Source organism: Hyalangium versicolor (assembly GCF_020103695.1).
In the GTDB taxonomy this organism is placed as follows: domain Bacteria; phylum Myxococcota; class Myxococcia; order Myxococcales; family Myxococcaceae; genus Hyalangium; species Hyalangium versicolor.
Map to the genome: position 1 here is coordinate 168,511 of NZ_JAHXBF010000009.1, position 17,457 is coordinate 185,967.

A 17,457-nucleotide genomic window follows, 5' to 3' on the forward strand; every position below is an offset into this window, starting at 1 on the left:
ACCCAGGAGTGGTCTAAAGGAGTGTCCGAATGATGGGGGAAAGGCTCTACGGAGCCATCGTCCGCGGGCGATGGATCGTCCTCGCCCTGCTCGTGGTGCTGCTGGGCGTCTATGGGTGGGCTGCCTCGAGGCTGACCCTGGATGGCTCCGTCGAGCGCATCATGCTCAAGCATGATCCCGACCGCCTGCTCCACGAAGAGGCCCGCAAGATATTCGGCGCGGACGAGTTCCTGATGGCCGTCATCCCCGACGAGGGCGGCATCTACCAGCCGGCCTACCTCGATCGCATCGACCGGCTCAGCCAGCAGTTCGAGAAGACCGAGTCCGTGGACAAGGTCTACAGCCTCACGAACTACGAGGTCATCTCCGGCGCGGATGGGGAGCTGAGCTTCCCCAAGGTCATCCGCAAGGTGAAGGAAGGCTGGACCCCGGATCAGCTCCGTGAGTTCGCCACCCACGACGCCTTCCTGCGCCGCACCATCGTGTCGGACGACGGCAAGATGTCCGCCATCGTCGTCCGGCTGAAGCACGCCAGCGGTGCCGTCGAGGTCCAGGTCAAGAGCCAGGTCCTCCGGGATTTGAAGAAGCTGCTCGATGCCGAGGTGGGCCCTGGCAAGTACAAGATCACCGGCTGGCCCGTGGTCCAGGTGGACATCACCCGCTACATGGAGAGCGACCTGGGACTGCTGGTGCCGCTGTCCTTCGGAGTCATCGCGCTGTTGCTGCTGCTCGCGTTCGGGCGGCCCTCGGGCGTCATCCTGCCCCTGCTGGGCGTGGTGCTCTCGCTCCTGTTCACCATGGGCAACCTGGGGCTGGCGGGCACCTCCATCTCGATGATCACCAACGCCTTGCCGCTGATGATCATCGCCGTCTCGACCACCTTCGGCATCTACGTCATGTCGGCCATCTACCAGGCGCTGCAGACGGAGCCGGATCGGCTGAGCGCGGTGCGCAGCGCGCTGGCCCACTCGGCCTCGGGCATCTTCCTGTCCGGGCTGACGACCGCCATTGGCTTCATCAGCTTGAAGTTCAACCCCGTCGAGGCGATTGACGAATTCGGCTCGTTCGCGGCGCTGGGCGTCATGTGCTCGACCCTGGTCGCCATCGCCTTCATCCCCGCTCTGGCCGCCATCCTCCCGCTGAAAGCCCAGCCGCCCTCTCGCATGGCGGTCCTGGCCCACCGACTGCAACCGGTGAAGCTCCTGCCCGCGCTGATCTCCCGGGGTGGAAGAACCACGGCCACCGTCGTCACCGTGCTCATGATCGCCGGCAGCGCCTACGGCGTGACGCAGATGCACATCGAGACCGATCCCATCTCCTGGTTCCCGGATCACTCCGAGACCTACAAGACGGCCCGGTACGTGAACGACAACATGGTGGGCATCACGCCTTTCAACATCGTCATCGAAGCCAAGGAGCAGGGGGGCCTCCAGGAGCCCGCGGTGATTGCTCGCATCGAGGCGCTCCAGCAATACCTGGCCTCCCAGCCGGCCGTGGACACCACGCTGTCGTACGTGGACCTGCTCAAGATGATGAATCGGGCCCTGAACGACGGAGACGCGGCGGCATACAAGGTCCCCGACTCGCGTCCCGCTGTTGCCCAGACACTGCTGCTCTATGAGTCCGATGGACTCGACTCGCTGGTGACCCGGGACTACACGAAGGCCAACCTCATCATGCGCTCGCACCTCCTCTCCTCGGAGGAGATCGTGAAGTTCTCGCTGCAGGTGAACGACTACCTGGCCACCCACTTCACGGATGCTCAGGTCTCCGCCCGCCTCACCGGTGCGGGCTACCTCTCGTCGAAGACGAACCTCCAGTTCACCAGCGGCCTGTGGCAGAGCCTGCTGCTGAGCGTCGCGCTGATCTGCCTGGTGATGATGGTGGTCTCGCGCTCCGTGCGGATCGGCATCATGGCGATGATCCCCAACACCTTGCCCATCGCGTTCAACTACGCGCTCCTGGGCTGGACGGGCCTGAAGCTGAACGCCGCCACCAGTATCACCGGCTGTATCGCCATGGGCATGGCGGTGGATGACACGATCCACTTCATCACCACCTTCCGGGACAAGCTCTTCGAGACCCGCGATGTCCGAGGCTCGCTCGAGTACGCGCTGAACACCGTCGGGCAGCCCATGCTCGTCAACGCCTTCTGCCTGTCGCTGGGCTTCGCCGCCTTCCTCCTGTCGGGCTTCGAGCCCATCAACACCCTGGGGCTCCTCGTGGCCATCACCATGGGGGTCGCCGTCATCTGCGAGCTGATGCTCATGCCCAACCTGCTGACCGCCGTGGGGACGTGGTTGATCAAGGGAGTGCCTCCCAAGGCCAGCGCGGAGCCGGGCTCGCCCGCTCCCGTGCACCTCCAGGCTGGGGCCGCGCAGGGCTCCGAGGAGGCGCGCTCCCTGGGAAACTCGGCCAAGGTGCTCCTGGTGCTCCTGGGGGTAGGCGCCCTGCTGGCCCCGGCTCCGGCGCATGCCGCCGAGCTCACGGCCCAGGAGATCGTCGACCGGCTGACCGACTCCAATACGGTGGGTTTCAAGCAGGGCATGGCGGAGATGCGGCTCGTGCTGCAGCCGGATGGGGGCGAGAAGCGCGAGCGGCGCTTCGTCACCCGCTCCATCGACGTGGACGGCAAGAACCGCAGTCTCATCCGGTTCCTCGCTCCCGCGGACGTCCAAGGCAGCGCCTTCCTCCTGCTCGAGCACGGCGGCGACAAGGAGGATGAGCTGTTCGTCTACCTGCCGGCCCTCAAGCGCAACCGCCGCATCTCCGGTGCCCAGAAGAGCGGGGCCTTCATGGGCAGCGACGTGAGCTACGCGGATCTCGAGTATCAGGATTTGAAGAGCTCCACGCACCAGAAGCTCGCGGACGTGAAGCTGGACGGCGTGGACTGCTACCAGCTCGTCTCCACGCCGAAGGACAAGGAGCGCTACAGCAAGATCGAGGTCTGGGTGCGCAAGGATGGGTTCCTCGCGCAGCAGCTGAAGTTCTATGACGCGTCCGGCACCCTGCAGAAGGTCTTCCGCCTCAACGAGGCGAAGCAGTTGGACGGCTCATGGATCGCCACCAAGCTCCAGGTCTGGGACAAGCTGAAGAAGCACAGCAGCTACTTCTTCGTCGACTCCGTGGACCTGAAGACTCCGCAGAACGCGGGTGACTTCACGCCCGAGCGGATGGGATCGAACTGACGGACACCGCAGACCGGGTGGGCTCGAGGTCCATGCTCCAGAACATCTTTCGGCTTTCCCTCCTCGCTCTGGCCTGCGGCCTCCCTCTGCTCGCTGGGGCCGAGGACGCGCAGGACACTCCAGCGGCGCAGCCTGTGAACTCCTCCCAGGATCCGGACCTGGAGGGGATGCCTGCCCCCAGCGGAGATCCGGACCTGGAGGGGATGCCTGGCCCCAGCGGAGAGACGACGGGCACAACCTCCGTGGCTTCGCCAAGACAGGCCAGCGGGCCCACGGCCTCCTTCCGCGGCAGGTTCCGAACGCAGGCCAACCTGGATCTGGCTTCCAACCGTCCGGGTGAGGATCTCGTGGAGTCCCAGAGCAGCTTCGAGCTGGAGGCGGCGCTGAGCGTGAGCCCGAACTTCTCGGCCCGGCTGTCGGGCCGGCTGCTCCTGGATGTGCGCAGCCCCGAACGGGACTTTGGTGGTGCCGCCCGCGCCTTCTTCGACAGCGAGCTGCGCGACGCGGTCATTACCCTGAACCGGGGCAGGGCCAGCCTGGAGATAGGCCAGCAGGTGCTCCGCTGGGGGAGCACGGAGATCAACAGCCCGAACGACATCATCAACCCGCTCGACCTGAGGAGAGGCCCGGGTGTCGACTTCGAGGGTCCCGTGCTGCCCATCCCCCTGGTACGCGCCGCCTACGCGGGCGACCGAGCGGGGGGCGAGCTGGTGTACGTGCCCTTCTTCTTCCCCACGCGGGGCTACGCCTTCGGGAGCGATTGGACCCCCCTGCTCGCCGCGCCCCAGCTCCTCGGGTTGCTGCAACAGCAGGCGCAGGTGACCAAGGCCCGGGGCGCTGAGGAGGCCTTGTTCGCGACGAATGCCCCCTCGTTCATGCCCCGCAATGGGAGCGTGGGCGGGCGCGCCTTCCTTCGAGGCGACGGCTGGGATGCGCGGCTCAACCTGTTCTACGGCTGGGATCGCATCCCGGAGATCCTCCTCACGCAGCCGGCCCTCACCTCGACGTTCTACCGGGACCTGGGCATTGGCGTGGATGGCTCCGCGGTGCTCGACGACTTCGTCTTCCGGATCGACGCGCGCTTCTCCACCAAGCGCACCTTCTACACGGAGCAGCTGATCCCCTTCCGCACCCGTGCCCTGTCCTGGGCGGGAGGCGTGGAGTTCCGCGAGCGCTTCCTGCTGGAGCTCTATGGAGTCTGGCTCCCCGCCCGCACGGCCGAGGACGCGCCGCTCTTGTTCATCGATCGCCACCAGGCCAACGCCGCGTTCATGTATCGGGAGACGTTCCTGCGCGATCGGCTGAAGGTGAACGTCGGCCTCCAATACGGCCTCGTCCGCAAGGACTGGGTCATCTCGGGGCTCGCCGGCTACGAGGTGCACCCCGGACACGACGTGGAGGCAGGCGTGCTCGTGCTGGAAGGCAAGGGACTCTCCGTGGGAGGGCTCTTCGACACGAACGACTATGCCTTCGTGCGTTACACCTACGGTTTCTGACCGTTCCACCCTGCCTTGACGGTGTTTTACATGGCCGCCATGATCACCGTGCCGAGACGCTCGGCGGCAGGCCCCCACCAGCGTGAGCCGAGGACCCCTGGATGTTCGTGTCCCCATACACCGCGGCCGTGTTCGTCCACCTCATCGCCGCGTTCCTCATGGTCGGCGGGAACACCACCGCGCGGATCGGGCTGACGTTGATGCGGTCCGCGTCGAACGCTGGCGAGGCGCTGGGGGCCTACAAGGTCTATGCGGCCGCGCCTCGGCTCATCGTCCCGACCGTCGCGGTGACGGTGGCGTCGGGGATCGGCATCGCCTGGTACATCGGGGCGCTCCAGCAGGTATGGGCCGGGGGCTCGGTGGTGCTCTGGATCGGCCTCAACGTCCTGCGAGCGGTGGTGGTCGTCCCTCCCGCCCGAGCCCTCCAAGCCGCGGCCCAGCAGGCCGCCGTGGACCCGGCCGCCCATGGCCAGGCACTTCTCACGGCAGCCCGGCATCGAAACCTGCACCTGGGGCACCTGGGCATGGAGGTGATCAACTTCCTCATCATCGTGCTGATGGTGTTCAAGCCCGCGTGAGTGACGGAGGCTGCCATGCCCCCCATCGCCGTTCCCGGTGCATCCCTCTTCACGTCTGAGCGCGGGCAGGGAGCCCAGACCGTGTGCATGAGCCACGGCCTGCTCTGGAGCCACAAGATGTTCGAGCCGCAGCTCCAGGCGCTCTCGGACACCTACCGCTGCATCGCCTGGGACCATCGGGGCCAGGGCCAGAGCTCGCCCGCGCCCGGTTGGAGAGTCGGTGTCGAGGAGTGTGCCGGAGACGCCATCGCCCTGCTCGAACAGCTCGCCGGCGCGCCGGTCCACCTGGTGGGCCACTCCGTCGGGGCCCAGGTCGCCATGCTCGTCGCCGCGCGCCGCCCCGAGCTCGTCCGCAGCCTCGTCGTCATGGACGCAACGCCCGACGCCGAGCCCCTGCTGGCCCTGCCTCAGCAGGCCATGCTCTCGCTCATCACGCTGACCCTGGGCGTCAACCGCGCCCTGGCCAAACAGGTGCTCCCCATCGTTCTGGGAGACACCACGCGCAGCCGCCCAGAGGCGTGCGAGAAGTACCTCGACATGCTCGTGGAGAACCGCCGCTCCATCGTCAAATCGGTGATCGGCATGGCCCTGCGGCCGGACCTCTCGGCGGAGCTGTCCCGGATCCGCTGCCCGACGCTGGTGATGTGGGGGGCCGAGGAGCGCGCGGTGCCGCGCCCCGCCGCCCGCAAGTGCGCGGAGCTCATCCCGGGCGCACGCTGGGTGGAGATCCCCTCCGCGGGGCACATGACGACCTTGGAGAACCCGGAGGCGGTCAACGCGGAGCTGCGTGCGTTCCTGTCCTCGGCCAGCCCCACGTGAGCCCGGAGAGTCCCGGGTGAGGAGTGTGAGATGAAGCTGCTGCTCGTCAGCACCAATCAGTTCCGCGAGCCGCTGGGGCCGGTGCTTCCGCTCGCCCTGGAGTTCCTGGCCGAGACCGCGGCCCGCGCGGGCCACCAGGTCAAGGCGATCGATCTCTGCTTCCAGAAGGACTCGGAGCTGTTCGAGCTGGTGGGGGATTTCGTCCCGGATGTCGTCGGCATCTCCATGCGCAACACCTACGACGGCAGCACGATGTCGAACTTCCTGCCTCGGGTGCACGATCTCATCACGGCCATGCGCGCCCGCGGCTACCGCAACATCATCATGGGAGGGAACGGCTTCTCGACCATGGCCCGGCAGTGCTTCGAGTACTTCCAGCCAGACTTCGCCGTGGTGGGCGAGGGAGAGTTCCCCCTGCTGGATATCCTTAACGGCCTCCAGAGCGGCGCCACATCCTTCGACACTCCGGGGCTCATCTACCGGCGGGATGGCAAGGTGGTCGAGAACCCGCTGATCGAGCTGGGCCCCAAGCGTCCGTACCGGGACCTGAGCGAGATTCCACCGCTGTCGCGGACCTTCGTGGACTCCATGGCCTACCAGCGCGCGGGGGGGATGGCGAACATCCAGACCAAGCGCGGCTGTCCCATGCAGTGCTCCTACTGCGTGACGCCGAACACCCAGGGCCGCAAGGTCCGCGTCTTCGAGCCCTCCCGCATCGCGGACGAGTTCGAGCAGCTGGGCCGGCAGGGCGTGAAACACCTCTACATCACCGACGCCGAGTTCAACCTCCCGCCCCAGGCCGCGCTGGAGCTGTGCGAGGAGCTCATCCGGCGCAAGAACACGATTGGCTGGTCATGCGACGTGCGTCCGGTGAACAACGCGCTCCCCAATGAGCTCATCGAGGCCATGGCCAAGGCCGGCTGCCTCGAGGTCAACATGACCGTCGACACGGGGAACGACACGGTCGCGCGGCTGAACCACCTCTCGCAGACACGGCAGGGCGTCATCGACGCCACCCTCTCGTTCAAAAAGTTCGGCATCTACATCATGCACGGTTATGTGGTCGGCCTGCCGGGACAAGGGCCGGACGAGCTGCGCGAGACGCTGGAGCTGGTCGACGCGTGCAAGCCCAACTTCACGTTCTTCTACGTCGATCCGTGGATCTACCCGCGCACCCCGCTTGAGGCCATGGCCATCAAAGAGGGGAAGCTCAAGCCTGACTGGAACCCGCTCGAGCTCACCTACTACCGCTCCGAGCACGCCGACACACTGCTGAAGATGCTCAAGCGATACGCGCTGCGCCACTCCCCGAGCGAGATGAGTGTGCTGGCACCGGGGAATGCCCCGCCGTTCGGCGCCTTCCTGTCCCAGAAGGTGGAGGAGAACGGCTACTTCGGGCCCATGAACAAGCTCATCCACCAGGTGACGACGAAGCACCGGCTGGCCAGCTACGCCATGTTCACGCGCTTCCAGCTGGGCCGCCTCAAGGACGCCATGCTCGGCGCCCCCGAGCGCAAGCCCTGAGGCGGCGGGCGCCCTTCAGGCAGAGGGTTCCTGGATGTCGAACTTCAGCTCGACGATCCGGGGCAGCTCCTTGCTCAGGCGCTCCAACTCTCCCTGCAACAGCTCCCGCGTCGCGTGGGGCTTCGGGACGATGCCCACGGTGACCTGTGCCTGAGCGTCTCCTGATACCTGCACGCGATTCACGAGCGGCGAGGAGAGGAAGACCTTCTCGATCCAGGCCGGGTCGATGTTGCGCCCGAAGCTGGTGATCAGCAGGCGCTTCTTCCGCCCGAAGATGGTGAGGGCCCCGTCCGCGTCGAGCCGACCCAGATCGCCTGTGTACAGCCAGCCCTCGGCGTCGATGGGCCGCTCGCCGGTGGTGTACGTCATCATCAGCGGATTGCCCGAGACGAGGATCTCATCATCCTCCGCGATGCGGATGCGGCGGTGCGACAGCGGCTTGCCCACCGTCCCCAGGCGCTCTCCGGGCATGCGGACCGCGACCGCCGCACCGGCCTCCGACATGCCGTAGCCCTCGTAGATCGACACACCCCGCTCTTGCAGCGTGCGTTGGGCTTGCACGTTGCCCGGAGCACCACCGGTCCCCAGCAGGTGGAAGCGCGGACCGAGCAGCTGCGCCGAGTCCGTGCCCGCGCCCTCCTTCTCCGCGAAGGCCGCCAGATCGGTGACGATCTGCGGAGGGACGACCATGTACGTCGCCCCGAACTCGCGGAGGTGGTGCAGGTAATGCTTCAGATCCCAGCGTCCGGTCACCAGCGGCGGCAGCAACTCCTTGGCCCAGACCAGGGTGTGCCCGCGCGTCAGCGGCAGGTACACCGCCATCACCCACTCCTGATACAGGCTGATGGGCAGCAGTGAGACGTAGACTTCGTGCTCGTGGCGCGCGAGCTTCTCGAGCGAGGAGGCCAGCGCCTCCTCGATGCCCAGGGGCAGCACCACGCCCTTTGGCGTGCCCGTACTGCCCGACGTGTACGTCACCACCCGAGAGCCCAGCCACTGCTTGGTGGGGCCCACGCCCGGCCGGACGAGCACCTCGGCACCCGACGCCTCGACGACATGCGCGCAGCCTGAATCATGGAGGATCCACGTCCGCTGCCGCTCGGTGAACTCCACGGGGAACGGCACCTGGGTGGACTCGAGCGAGTCCAACGCGAGCGCCAGGGGCACGTACATCGGATCATTGGAGCAGACAACGCCCACGGTGGAGCCCGTGCCGACGGTGGGCTCGAGCTTCTTGCGGAACTGCTCTGTCTGCTCGAGCAGTTGGGCGTAGGTCCAACTGCGGCCAGGGGTGCGCAAAGCCACGGCCTCGGGACGCCGGGCCACGGTGTCGCGGAACTTCGAGTAGATACCTGTCATCGAGATGGGCTCCGGGTCCTCAGGCGGACTGACGGATCTTCTCCTTCAGGGGGTTCCAGCCCTTCGCCAGCGACGTCTGCTGCTTGGAGATGCGCTCCGGATCGAGCACCAGCAGGATGCAGACGTAGCAGGTGTTGAACTGCTCATCGATGATGGCCGAGTCCGACACGTAGGCGCCCAGGCGCAGATACGAGCGGATCAGCGGCGGCAGTTCAGGCGCGGGGGCTCCCCCTTCCGGACCGGAGGCGAACCGCTCCAGCGGGACATGGTTGGGCACCGAGACGCGAGGCCGGAAGACCTCCGGGGCCACGTGGTTGCGTTGGAGCTCCGAGAAGATGGCCTGGTGCTCCTGGGGATTCGTGCCGTGGAAGCTGCCGCACCCGAACATGGCCTGGATGTCGTGCCTGTTCACGAAGTCCGTCAGCTGGTTCCAGAGCATGAGGATGACACGGCCACCGCGCAGGTGCCGAGCCACGCAGAAGCGCCCCATCTCCACCACGCGCTCGAAGTTCGACAGGATGGGCGACAGGTCGAACGACTGGGCCGTGTAGAAGCCCATCCCCTCGGGCAGCCGCTCGCGGCGGACCAGCCGCAAGGTGCCCACCACCATGGCCTTGTCCTTCTGGTCCGGCAGCCGTTGCAGAACGATCAGGTGCTCGGCCACGGTGTCCCAGACGTCCATATCCAGCCGCAGTTCGGCCTTCGAGGCGTCCGCCTTGGCATGCATCTCGTCGTAGAACACCTGGAACCGCAGCGCCTGCAGCGCTCGAATCTCCTCGTGGGTGTTGGCCACCTTCACGACGAACTGCCGGCCGCTGGGCTCCGGCGCGCTCTCGTCCGGCTGGAGCGAGACGATCAGCGCCGACTCCGCGTTCGGCTCGAGCACCGCATCCAACCCCAGCTGGCTGCTCCGGGTGTCTCGCAGCGCGAGCAGCTCGGCGGTCCGGCGATGCACCGCGAGCAGATCATAACTGTCGAACTCCGCCTGGGTGACCCAGGCGATGGCCTTCGCCCGCTCCACGCGGCACTCCTGCGTGCCGAGATCACACCGGTAGAGCACCAGGATCAGATCATGATCCGGGTACTCGTGGGTCACCTGGAGCAGCTGATCACCAATCACCGGGCGGCAGCCCAGGCGCTCCTGGAAGCACCGGTTCAGGGCCTCGTGGTCCGTCTCGTTGAAGCGAACGCGTGCGCCGGGGAACTGCCACTGGAGCGGCTGCGCGGCCCCTTCCCGGCGTTGCAGGATCAGATAGCGGCCAGCGCGTCGCACCTCACCGCAGACGATCCGGATTCCGGGTTTCGTCGGAGCATTCACGAACGTTCCCTCCTTCTAAAAGGGATTCCCCAGATTTCGCGGAGAGAATCGAAGTATAAGAAAACAAATTTTTATCAGTCAAGATGGCTTAACTGAGACCCAGGCTCACGCCAGACCCAGGCGCTCGTGATTCCGCTGGTAACGGCTGTGATCAGCGCGTGAGCCTCTTGCTGGCCACCGCTGTTATCAGTGGTAACGCTTGTTGCCAGAGCCCCGCGTTCCCGGGAGAGCTGCAACCCCGTGTAACGACGGCAATTCCATGAAGACAGGCCAGCCTCTCGCGGGTGGCGCGACCCGTGCACAAGGGCCGCGAGCCGTCCCAATCACACGAGAGGCTCCAAATGATGAAGGCAGTATCGCGCGCATTCGCGCTCGTCGCGCTCACCGTCGCCACCGTCGCATCCGCCCAGGACTACCAGGACACGACGCCCTACGTGGTCGACAGCGCGAAGTACCCGTACACCATCTACCCGTCCAGCACGGACCTGAACAACACCGTTCCCTGGGAGACGCAGGTCCTCCCGTTCAACCCGAGCGCCACCTATACGCAGGTTGAGCAGGACACCGTCGTCGACAGCGAGGCGACTCTGCTCAGTGCGGACAAGCTCTTCGATATCAACACGGGCAAGCCGGTCCTGGACTTCGTCCAGGCCACCATCCCGGAGGCCAACACGCCGAACGTGCCTCCGCCGTCCGAGACGCCGCCGACGCAGACCGGCGCCGGGAAGAACCTCATCGGCCAGATGGCAGCCACGCCCGTGAGCGTCTCCTACCAGCGCACGGAGCTGTACGGGAACAGCCTCTTTGGCGCTGGCTACAACGTGAACACGTCCGTCACCGCGACGCCCGCCAACGGCTCCGTGGCCAAGAAAGAGGAGGCGGTCGCCGAGGGCCGCGTCTATGGCACGGTCTTCAACATCCAGAAGGACCTGGTCCGCGGCCGCGCGTCTGTCTGCGGGCAGCAGGGCGGCTGCAACAGCGGCACCGCCGCGCTGTACGCCCTGGGCTCGCAGATCTGGAGCGCCAACCTGGCGGGCTCCTTCGCGCCGACGCCCATCAACTGGAGCCGCACCTTCTTCTCCGTCTCCAAGACGTTCGTGGTCGGCCCCGTGCCCGTCACCGTGAAGGCGCTGCTGTCGGGTGGAGTGAAGATGACCGTGACGGGCCAGGTGAACCCGGCGCTGGCCTCGATCACCGCGGCCACGGGGGCCTGGGCCAACGTGGTGGCTTCCGCCGCCGTGAACGTCATCATCGCCAGCTTTGGCGTGTCGGGCTCGCTGGCGCTGGTCAACGCCACGGCGCAGGCGGCGGCCAGCCTCGGCTGGAGCCTCTGCACGCCCACCTGGTCGCTCAAGGCCAACCTCAGCCTGACCGCGCTCTCCGGCACGCTGAAGGCCTTCGTGAAGATTGGCGTCCTCTTCTTCTCGAAGACCTGGAACGTGACCATCGCCAGCTGGTCCGGGATCTCCAAGTCCCTCACGCTGCTGAACGCCAGCGGCGCCATCTCGAGCCTGGGCTGCTAGCCCTGCTCCATGGCCACGCGGCAGCCGCGCCCCAGAGGTGCTGGCCGCCGCGTGGCCTCCCTTCCCTTCTCACTCGATTCGAAGCGGCGAGCGCCGCTGACTCGGAGCATCGCAATGCAGAAGCCCGGTAATGTGGGCGGCAAGCCCCTGGCTGTCATCGGACACGCGTGGACTCCAGGAGACTTCCTGTCGAGCAAGCGCGCACGCGTCCTCTTCTGGGCGGCGCTCTCCCTCTTCGCCCTCAGCATCCTGGGGATGTGGGCGATGACCTCCCCGTCTTCCTCCGCGGTTCCCGAGACGGAGCCGCAGTCTCCGCGGGCGGACGCTCCTGCTTCTGGAGACCCGTCGGCGCAGGTCCAGGCCATGTCCTCCAGGCCTTCCTCGGCGGCCCGCGCGTGGATCCCTGGAGCGCTCTACCGGTACTCCCTGAGCGCGGATCAGAAGATCACCTTCCGCCCGGCGCAGCCCGGCGTGCAGGCGCTGCCCTCGATGAGCTTCGACCTCCGAGGCGAATGGAACGTGGGCGTTGTCTCCGTCGACATCGAGCACGTGAATACGCGGGTGAGCCTGAAGCTCTCCTCGCTCGCGGTGGACGTGGGTGGCGGCCCTCTGGCTCCGGACGTGCAGCGCAACCTGGCCACGGCCCTCCAGCTTCCCTTCTTCGTCACGTATGACAAGACCGGGTTGGCGGCGTTCACGCACTTCGAGCAGAGCACGGACCCGCTCGTGCGAAGCATCCTCCGCGGCGTCCTCGCCAGCTCGCAGTTCGTGGCGAAGGGAGCCCCCGGCGCCCACTGGAGCACCGAGGAGCACGACACCACGGGGCGGTACCAGGCCACCTATCAGCGTCTGGCGGCCGACCGCTTCGAGAAGCGCAAGGAGTCCTACTCCCACGTCGCGTCCCCGCAGGGACTCGAGCCCCTGAACGGGCAGATCCAGATCGCCGTGAGCGCCGTGAGCACCTTCGCGCTGGAGCGGGATCTCTGGCCCCGCGCGATCGACGGCAAGGAGCACGTGGACGTGGAGGCGGGCCAGAGCATGCCTCCCACCACGTACGAAGCCTCCCTGAGCCTGAGCCTACTGGAGCACCGCGCGGATCCGACGCTGATCGGCACCTTCGAGGCGCGCCGGGCCTCGCTGAGCTCCGCCTCCATGGCGAGCTTCCAGGGCGTGGAGCAGGACCCGATGGACCAGTACCGCCAGGTGCTGCAGGGCAAGGACTTCGACACCCTGGTCAAGGAGCTGCGCTCGCTCCCCGAGGATCCCAAGGCTCGGGACGATGCGCGCACCCAGGCACTGGAGCAGCTGCGCGCGCTCTTCATGCTCCACCCCTCCGAGGCCCTCAAGGTCCCCGGCATCATCCGCGCGGGGATGGATCCGCTCGCGGCCAGCCCCATGCTCGGCGCGCTCTCCGCGGCCAGCACCCCTGAGTCCATCCAGTCCCTGGCCGAGGTCAGCAACGACGCGGCCATTCCCAAGGACATCCGCATGGACGCGGTGGCAGCGCTGGGCGTGGCGAAGGACCCCACCAGCGAGGGCCTGGAGGCCCTGCGTGGCGCGAAGCGGGACGCGGACGGGATGCTCCGGGATACGGCGAAGCTGGCGCTCGGCAATGCCGCCTTCCAGTTGGGCGACACGGACGCGAAGGGTGCCGAGGCCCTCGTCCGCGAGCTCACCAACGAGTACGGCAGCGCCTTCAACCCGGAGGAGCAGGCGCTGGCGCTGCGGACCCTGGGCAACACCCGCTCTCCGAGTGCCCTGGACACCCTCGAGGGCGCGCTCCGCTCCGACAATCCCGCCATCCGTCAGGCGGCCATCGAGGCCCTGCGCGTCATCCCGGATCCTCGCGCCGATCAGCTCCTGTCCCAGTACATGCTCGGGGATCCCGCCCCGGCGGTCCGCCGGGTCGCCGTCTTCGCCAGCAGCTTCCGCCCGCTGGCGCCCCTGCTCCCCGCGCTGGCCCAAGCGCTGCGCATGGATCCCACCGACGGAGTCCGCATCGACGTGATCCACCTGCTCGGAGAGCAGCGCACGGTGCTGCCAGAGGCCCTGCCCCTGCTGACCTGGGCCAGCGAGAACGATCCGAACCCGGATCTCCGCAAGGCGGCCGCGAGCTTCATCCACACGCCCTAGCGAAGGGCCTGTCCCACTGATTCCCGTGCCGCATGGAGCGGCACGCTCCAAACGAGGAAGTCTGAATGTTCCATCGGATCTGGTGTGCCATCGCCTTCGCGGCGGGGGCCCTGTTGCCCATGTACGTGCACGCGCAGCCCATCCTCACGGCTCGATGCACCGTCGACAGCCTGAGCACGAACACGGAGGCAGCAGCGCGAGTCGAGTGGGCTCGCAGGTGCGGGGTGGTGCAGAACGTCGGAGACCCGGCCGCCGCCTACAACACGGGCCTGAGCGCCGCGAGCGGTGGGACGCTGAAGGAGTACCTGGAGTCAGACCTCGAGCGGAACCCCGAGGGCGAAGGCGCATTCACCGGCCCCGACTATGGCTTCCAGGTGAACGCCTCCACCATGCTCGCGCTGTACCTGTCCGGCCCCACCTACCAGGCCGTGGACACCGACGGTTACTTCAAGTGGTCGCGGGACTCGTGGCGCAGGAAGGGGCGCCAGCTCTACCCCACCTTCAGCACCTCGTCGGACATCACCGCCCAGGACAACATCCAGCTCTTCCCTGACAAGACACAGGCGACCTGCAACCTCTTCTTCGACAAGGAAAACACCCTGCCCGCCTTCACTCCCTTCCATGTGAACGGCTACTGCGAGGCGGCCTGCTACACCGCTGATCAGAAGATCCTCTTCTCCGGCGGAGAGATTCCCATCCTCGACGCGATGAAGTCGCTGCGGGAAGACCTGATCACGCTGACGCCGGACTCCACGCTCGACAACCTGCAGCTGCACCAGAACACCACCTATAGCTACACGCGCGAACTCCGGGACGCGGAGCAGAAGCTCTGCATCATCACCACCCGGTCCGGCGGCCAGCTCACCCTCACGCTCGAGCACGCGGTCATCAATGGAGAGGGCCGCATCGTGCAGGCGCAGACCCTCAAGGTGGGAGACGAGCTGGTCAAGGCCGACGGCACCCTGGATCCCATCGTGGACATCCAGCGGACCACCTACTTCGGCAAGGTCTACAACATCGCTCCGGTGAGCACGGACCTGGTGTCCAACATCCTCGTGGCCCAGGGCTACCTGGTGGGCTCGGTGCGGTTCCAGAACGACGAGGTCCGCTACATCAACCGCGTCATCCTCTACGGCGTCCCCGCCGAAGTCCTCCCCTAGCCGGGCCGGAGATCCCATGAAGACCTCCCGGTATCTGGCTGTCCTCTGCGGGCTCGTGGCGTTGGCGCTCATCGTCGCGGCGCTGACCACCCCGGAAGTTTCCCTTCCCGAGATGGCTCCCCCGGTCAAGGTGGCGATCACTCCACCGGCACCGGTTCGGGATGCCCCCGCAGCACGGCCCGTGGTTCCTCAGCCCCCCGCCCTGCTCGCGGCCCCCGAGGAGATCCCGGGTGAGGAGGGGCCACACGGCGAGTTCACCACCACGACCGATCTGCTGAAGGCGAAGCTCTTCAAGACGGAGCCGGAGCTGGCGCGGTTCGACTACTTCCGCGAGCACGTCCTGCTCGATTCCGAGGCACGGAAGGACTACGAGGCGCTGCTCGCCGACACGCGGATGTATGAGCAGCAGCGCCGGGCGCTGGGCTCTCCGGCGGAGGGCGATGCCTCCCTGGAGGCCAGCGTCCAGCGGCTGATGCGGATCGACTATCTGCGTGAGGCGCTGGCCTGGAGGCAGAACCCCTCGCGCGAGTCCCTGCTGTCCACCCTCGAGGGCATCCTCCTGGAGGACTCCTTCCGGCCGGGGCTACCGCTGTACGCCCGGCGCTCGATGGCCGCGACCCGGATGGAGCTCTACGAGCTCTTCGCGGATCAAGAGCCCGAGCGGGCTCGCGCCCTGGTCGAAGCCGCGAGGGGGACCTCGCTGGAGAAGCTGCTGCAGTACATCGCCGCGCACAACCAACGCCGGCTCGCGAAGGAGCAGGAGCTGAGCCTCCAGGCCCTGGCCCGCCGAGCCAACGCACTCAACGACTGAAAGAGGAACACCAATGCGAAGCATGAAGAGCTGGAGCAGGTTCATCACCGCGTGCCTCGTCCTCACCTCGGTGGGGGCGCTCGCCGCGCCACCGCTGCTGCCGGAGCGAGGCAGGCTGCTGCGGTCCCAGAATCCCGTGAGGGGTGAGTACCTCGTCGTCCTCAAGGAGAAGCCCGCACGCGGCCTGGTGAGCATGACGGCCCGGGCGGACGCGCTGGCCAGGCCCTACGGCGTCCAGGTCCTCAACACCCATGAGACGGCGTTCCGCGGCCTGCTCGTCTCCGCCAGCGAGGAGCAGGCTCGGGCGCTGGCCGAGGATCCCCAGGTGGATTACGTCCAGGAGAACGCCATCATCCCGTTGTCGGGCACGCAGACCTCTGCCCCCTGGAACCTGGATCGGATCGACCAGGAGCGGCTGCCGCTCAACCAGGTCTACCAGGCCGAGGACGCGACGGACGTCAACGTCTACGTCATCGACACGGGCATCCGAACCACACACTCGGAATTCGAGGGGCGTGCCGAGCTCGTGTTCAACAACGTCACCACCGAGCCGCCGGATGACGTCTCCGGACATGGCACCGCCGTCGCGTCAATCATCGGGGGCAAGACGTGGGGCGTCGCCAAGAAGGTCCGCTTGAAGGCGGTGAAGGCGTTCACCGAGCAAGGGGCGTCGATGGACAAGCTGATACAGGCCCTGGAGTGGGTGGCGAACCATGCCGTCACCCCGGCCGTCGTCAACCTCAGCTTCACCACCACGGGCATCTACCCGCCGCTCGATACGGCCACCGATACGCTGGTGAGCAATCCCGGGCTCGTCGCGGTGGTCGCCGCGGGCAATGCCAACGTGGACGCCTGCTTCTGCTCGCCAGCCCACCTCCAGCCGGATGCCAGCCACCCGTTCCGGAATCGCATCCTCACCGTGGGTGCCGTGGACCAGGAGTACACGCGCTGGTCAGAGGCTCAGAATGGCTCGAACTCGGGAGCGTGTCTGGATCTCTGGGCCCCGGGTGCGGCAATCCCCTCCGCGTGGAACGTCAGCGACACGGACAGCTTCGACAGGAGCGGCACGTCGTTCGCCGCCCCCCATGTCAGCGGCGTGGCGGCCATCCTGCTGTTCCAAGGCGTCTCCCCCGCTGACATCCCCGACCGCCTCATCGCCGACGCGAGCGTGGGACAGCTGTCTCTGGGTTCCGACACCACCTCCCCCAACCTCCTGCTGTACAAGCGCCCCCAGGCCACCCCCATCGCCAACGGAGTGGCAACAACTGTTTCCGACAGCGCCGGTGGCTTCAAGAACTTCAAGCTGGAGGTCCCCGCCGGAGTGTCCTCGGTGGTCTTCACCACCTCGGGAGGCACGGGAGACGCGGACCTCTACATCCGCTACGGCCAGTTGCCCGAGACGTACGCCTATCAGTGCCGGCCCCTGCGCAAGGGCAACAACGAGACGTGCACCGTGACCAACCCGGCCCAGGGTACCTGGTACGTCCAGTTGCGCGCCTACGCCACCTACACCACCACGCTGAAGGGCCAGTACTGAGGCCCGCTGGT

The 17,457-nt window shown here is 66.9% G+C and carries 12 protein-coding genes; 10 read left to right on the forward strand and 2 right to left on the reverse strand.

Going from position 1 to position 17,457, the window contains the following annotated elements; genetic code table 11:
- Nucleotides 1-29: 29 nt before the first annotated feature.
- From KY501_RS20155 to KY501_RS20175, 5 genes are all read left to right on the forward strand, one after another.
- Nucleotides 30-3,188: an outer membrane lipoprotein-sorting protein gene (locus tag KY501_RS20155; protein ID WP_224364832.1), complete on the forward strand. Its 3,159-nt coding sequence runs from the start codon at nucleotides 30-32 to the stop codon at nucleotides 3,186-3,188.
- 32 nt (nucleotides 3,189-3,220) lie between these two features.
- Complete coding sequence (locus KY501_RS20160; RefSeq protein ID WP_224364833.1) at nucleotides 3,221-4,684, forward strand: DUF1302 family protein; 1,464 nt, start codon at nucleotides 3,221-3,223, stop codon at nucleotides 4,682-4,684.
- A 101-nt stretch (nucleotides 4,685-4,785) separates the two neighbouring features.
- On the forward strand, nucleotides 4,786-5,262 hold the full coding sequence (locus KY501_RS20165; protein ID WP_224364834.1) for a DUF2269 family protein: 477 nt from the start codon (nucleotides 4,786-4,788) through the stop codon (nucleotides 5,260-5,262).
- A gap of 15 nt (nucleotides 5,263-5,277) precedes the next feature.
- Entirely contained in the window at nucleotides 5,278-6,081 is an 804-nt protein-coding gene (locus KY501_RS20170; protein ID WP_224364835.1) for an alpha/beta fold hydrolase, read from the forward strand.
- A 30-nt stretch (nucleotides 6,082-6,111) separates the two neighbouring features.
- The gene (locus KY501_RS20175) at nucleotides 6,112-7,605 is read left to right on the forward strand and encodes a B12-binding domain-containing radical SAM protein (RefSeq protein ID WP_224364836.1); all 1,494 of its coding nucleotides are present in this window, start codon (nucleotides 6,112-6,114) and stop codon (nucleotides 7,603-7,605) included.
- A gap of 15 nt (nucleotides 7,606-7,620) precedes the next feature.
- On the opposite strand, the gene KY501_RS20180 is transcribed toward KY501_RS20175, so the two are convergent.
- Complete coding sequence (locus KY501_RS20180) at nucleotides 7,621-8,964, reverse strand: AMP-binding protein (protein ID WP_224364837.1); 1,344 nt, start codon at nucleotides 8,962-8,964, stop codon at nucleotides 7,621-7,623.
- A 19-nt stretch (nucleotides 8,965-8,983) separates the two neighbouring features.
- Nucleotides 8,984-10,282: a GNAT family N-acyltransferase gene (locus tag KY501_RS20185; protein WP_224364838.1), complete on the reverse strand. Its 1,299-nt coding sequence runs from the start codon at nucleotides 10,280-10,282 to the stop codon at nucleotides 8,984-8,986.
- 341 nt (nucleotides 10,283-10,623) lie between these two features.
- Between KY501_RS20185 and KY501_RS20190 the strand changes: the two genes are divergently transcribed.
- The 5 genes from KY501_RS20190 (at nucleotide 10,624) to KY501_RS20210 (ending at nucleotide 17,446) form a co-directional block, all read left to right on the forward strand.
- Nucleotides 10,624-11,805 (forward strand): hypothetical protein, encoded by a 1,182-nt coding sequence (locus KY501_RS20190; RefSeq protein ID WP_224364839.1) that lies wholly within the window; start codon nucleotides 10,624-10,626, stop codon nucleotides 11,803-11,805.
- A 114-nt stretch (nucleotides 11,806-11,919) separates the two neighbouring features.
- The gene (locus KY501_RS20195) at nucleotides 11,920-13,938 is read left to right on the forward strand and encodes a HEAT repeat domain-containing protein (RefSeq protein ID WP_224364840.1); all 2,019 of its coding nucleotides are present in this window, start codon (nucleotides 11,920-11,922) and stop codon (nucleotides 13,936-13,938) included.
- A gap of 65 nt (nucleotides 13,939-14,003) precedes the next feature.
- Nucleotides 14,004-15,098, forward strand: a complete 1,095-nt coding sequence (locus tag KY501_RS20200) for a Hint domain-containing protein (protein WP_224364841.1) — start codon at nucleotides 14,004-14,006, stop codon at nucleotides 15,096-15,098.
- Nucleotides 15,099-15,114: 16 nt separating this feature from the next.
- The gene (locus tag KY501_RS20205; protein ID WP_224364842.1) at nucleotides 15,115-15,909 is read left to right on the forward strand and encodes a nuclear transport factor 2 family protein; all 795 of its coding nucleotides are present in this window, start codon (nucleotides 15,115-15,117) and stop codon (nucleotides 15,907-15,909) included.
- 13 nt (nucleotides 15,910-15,922) lie between these two features.
- Nucleotides 15,923-17,446: a S8 family serine peptidase gene (locus tag KY501_RS20210; RefSeq protein WP_224364843.1), complete on the forward strand. Its 1,524-nt coding sequence runs from the start codon at nucleotides 15,923-15,925 to the stop codon at nucleotides 17,444-17,446.
- Nucleotides 17,447-17,457: the final 11 nt, after the last annotated feature.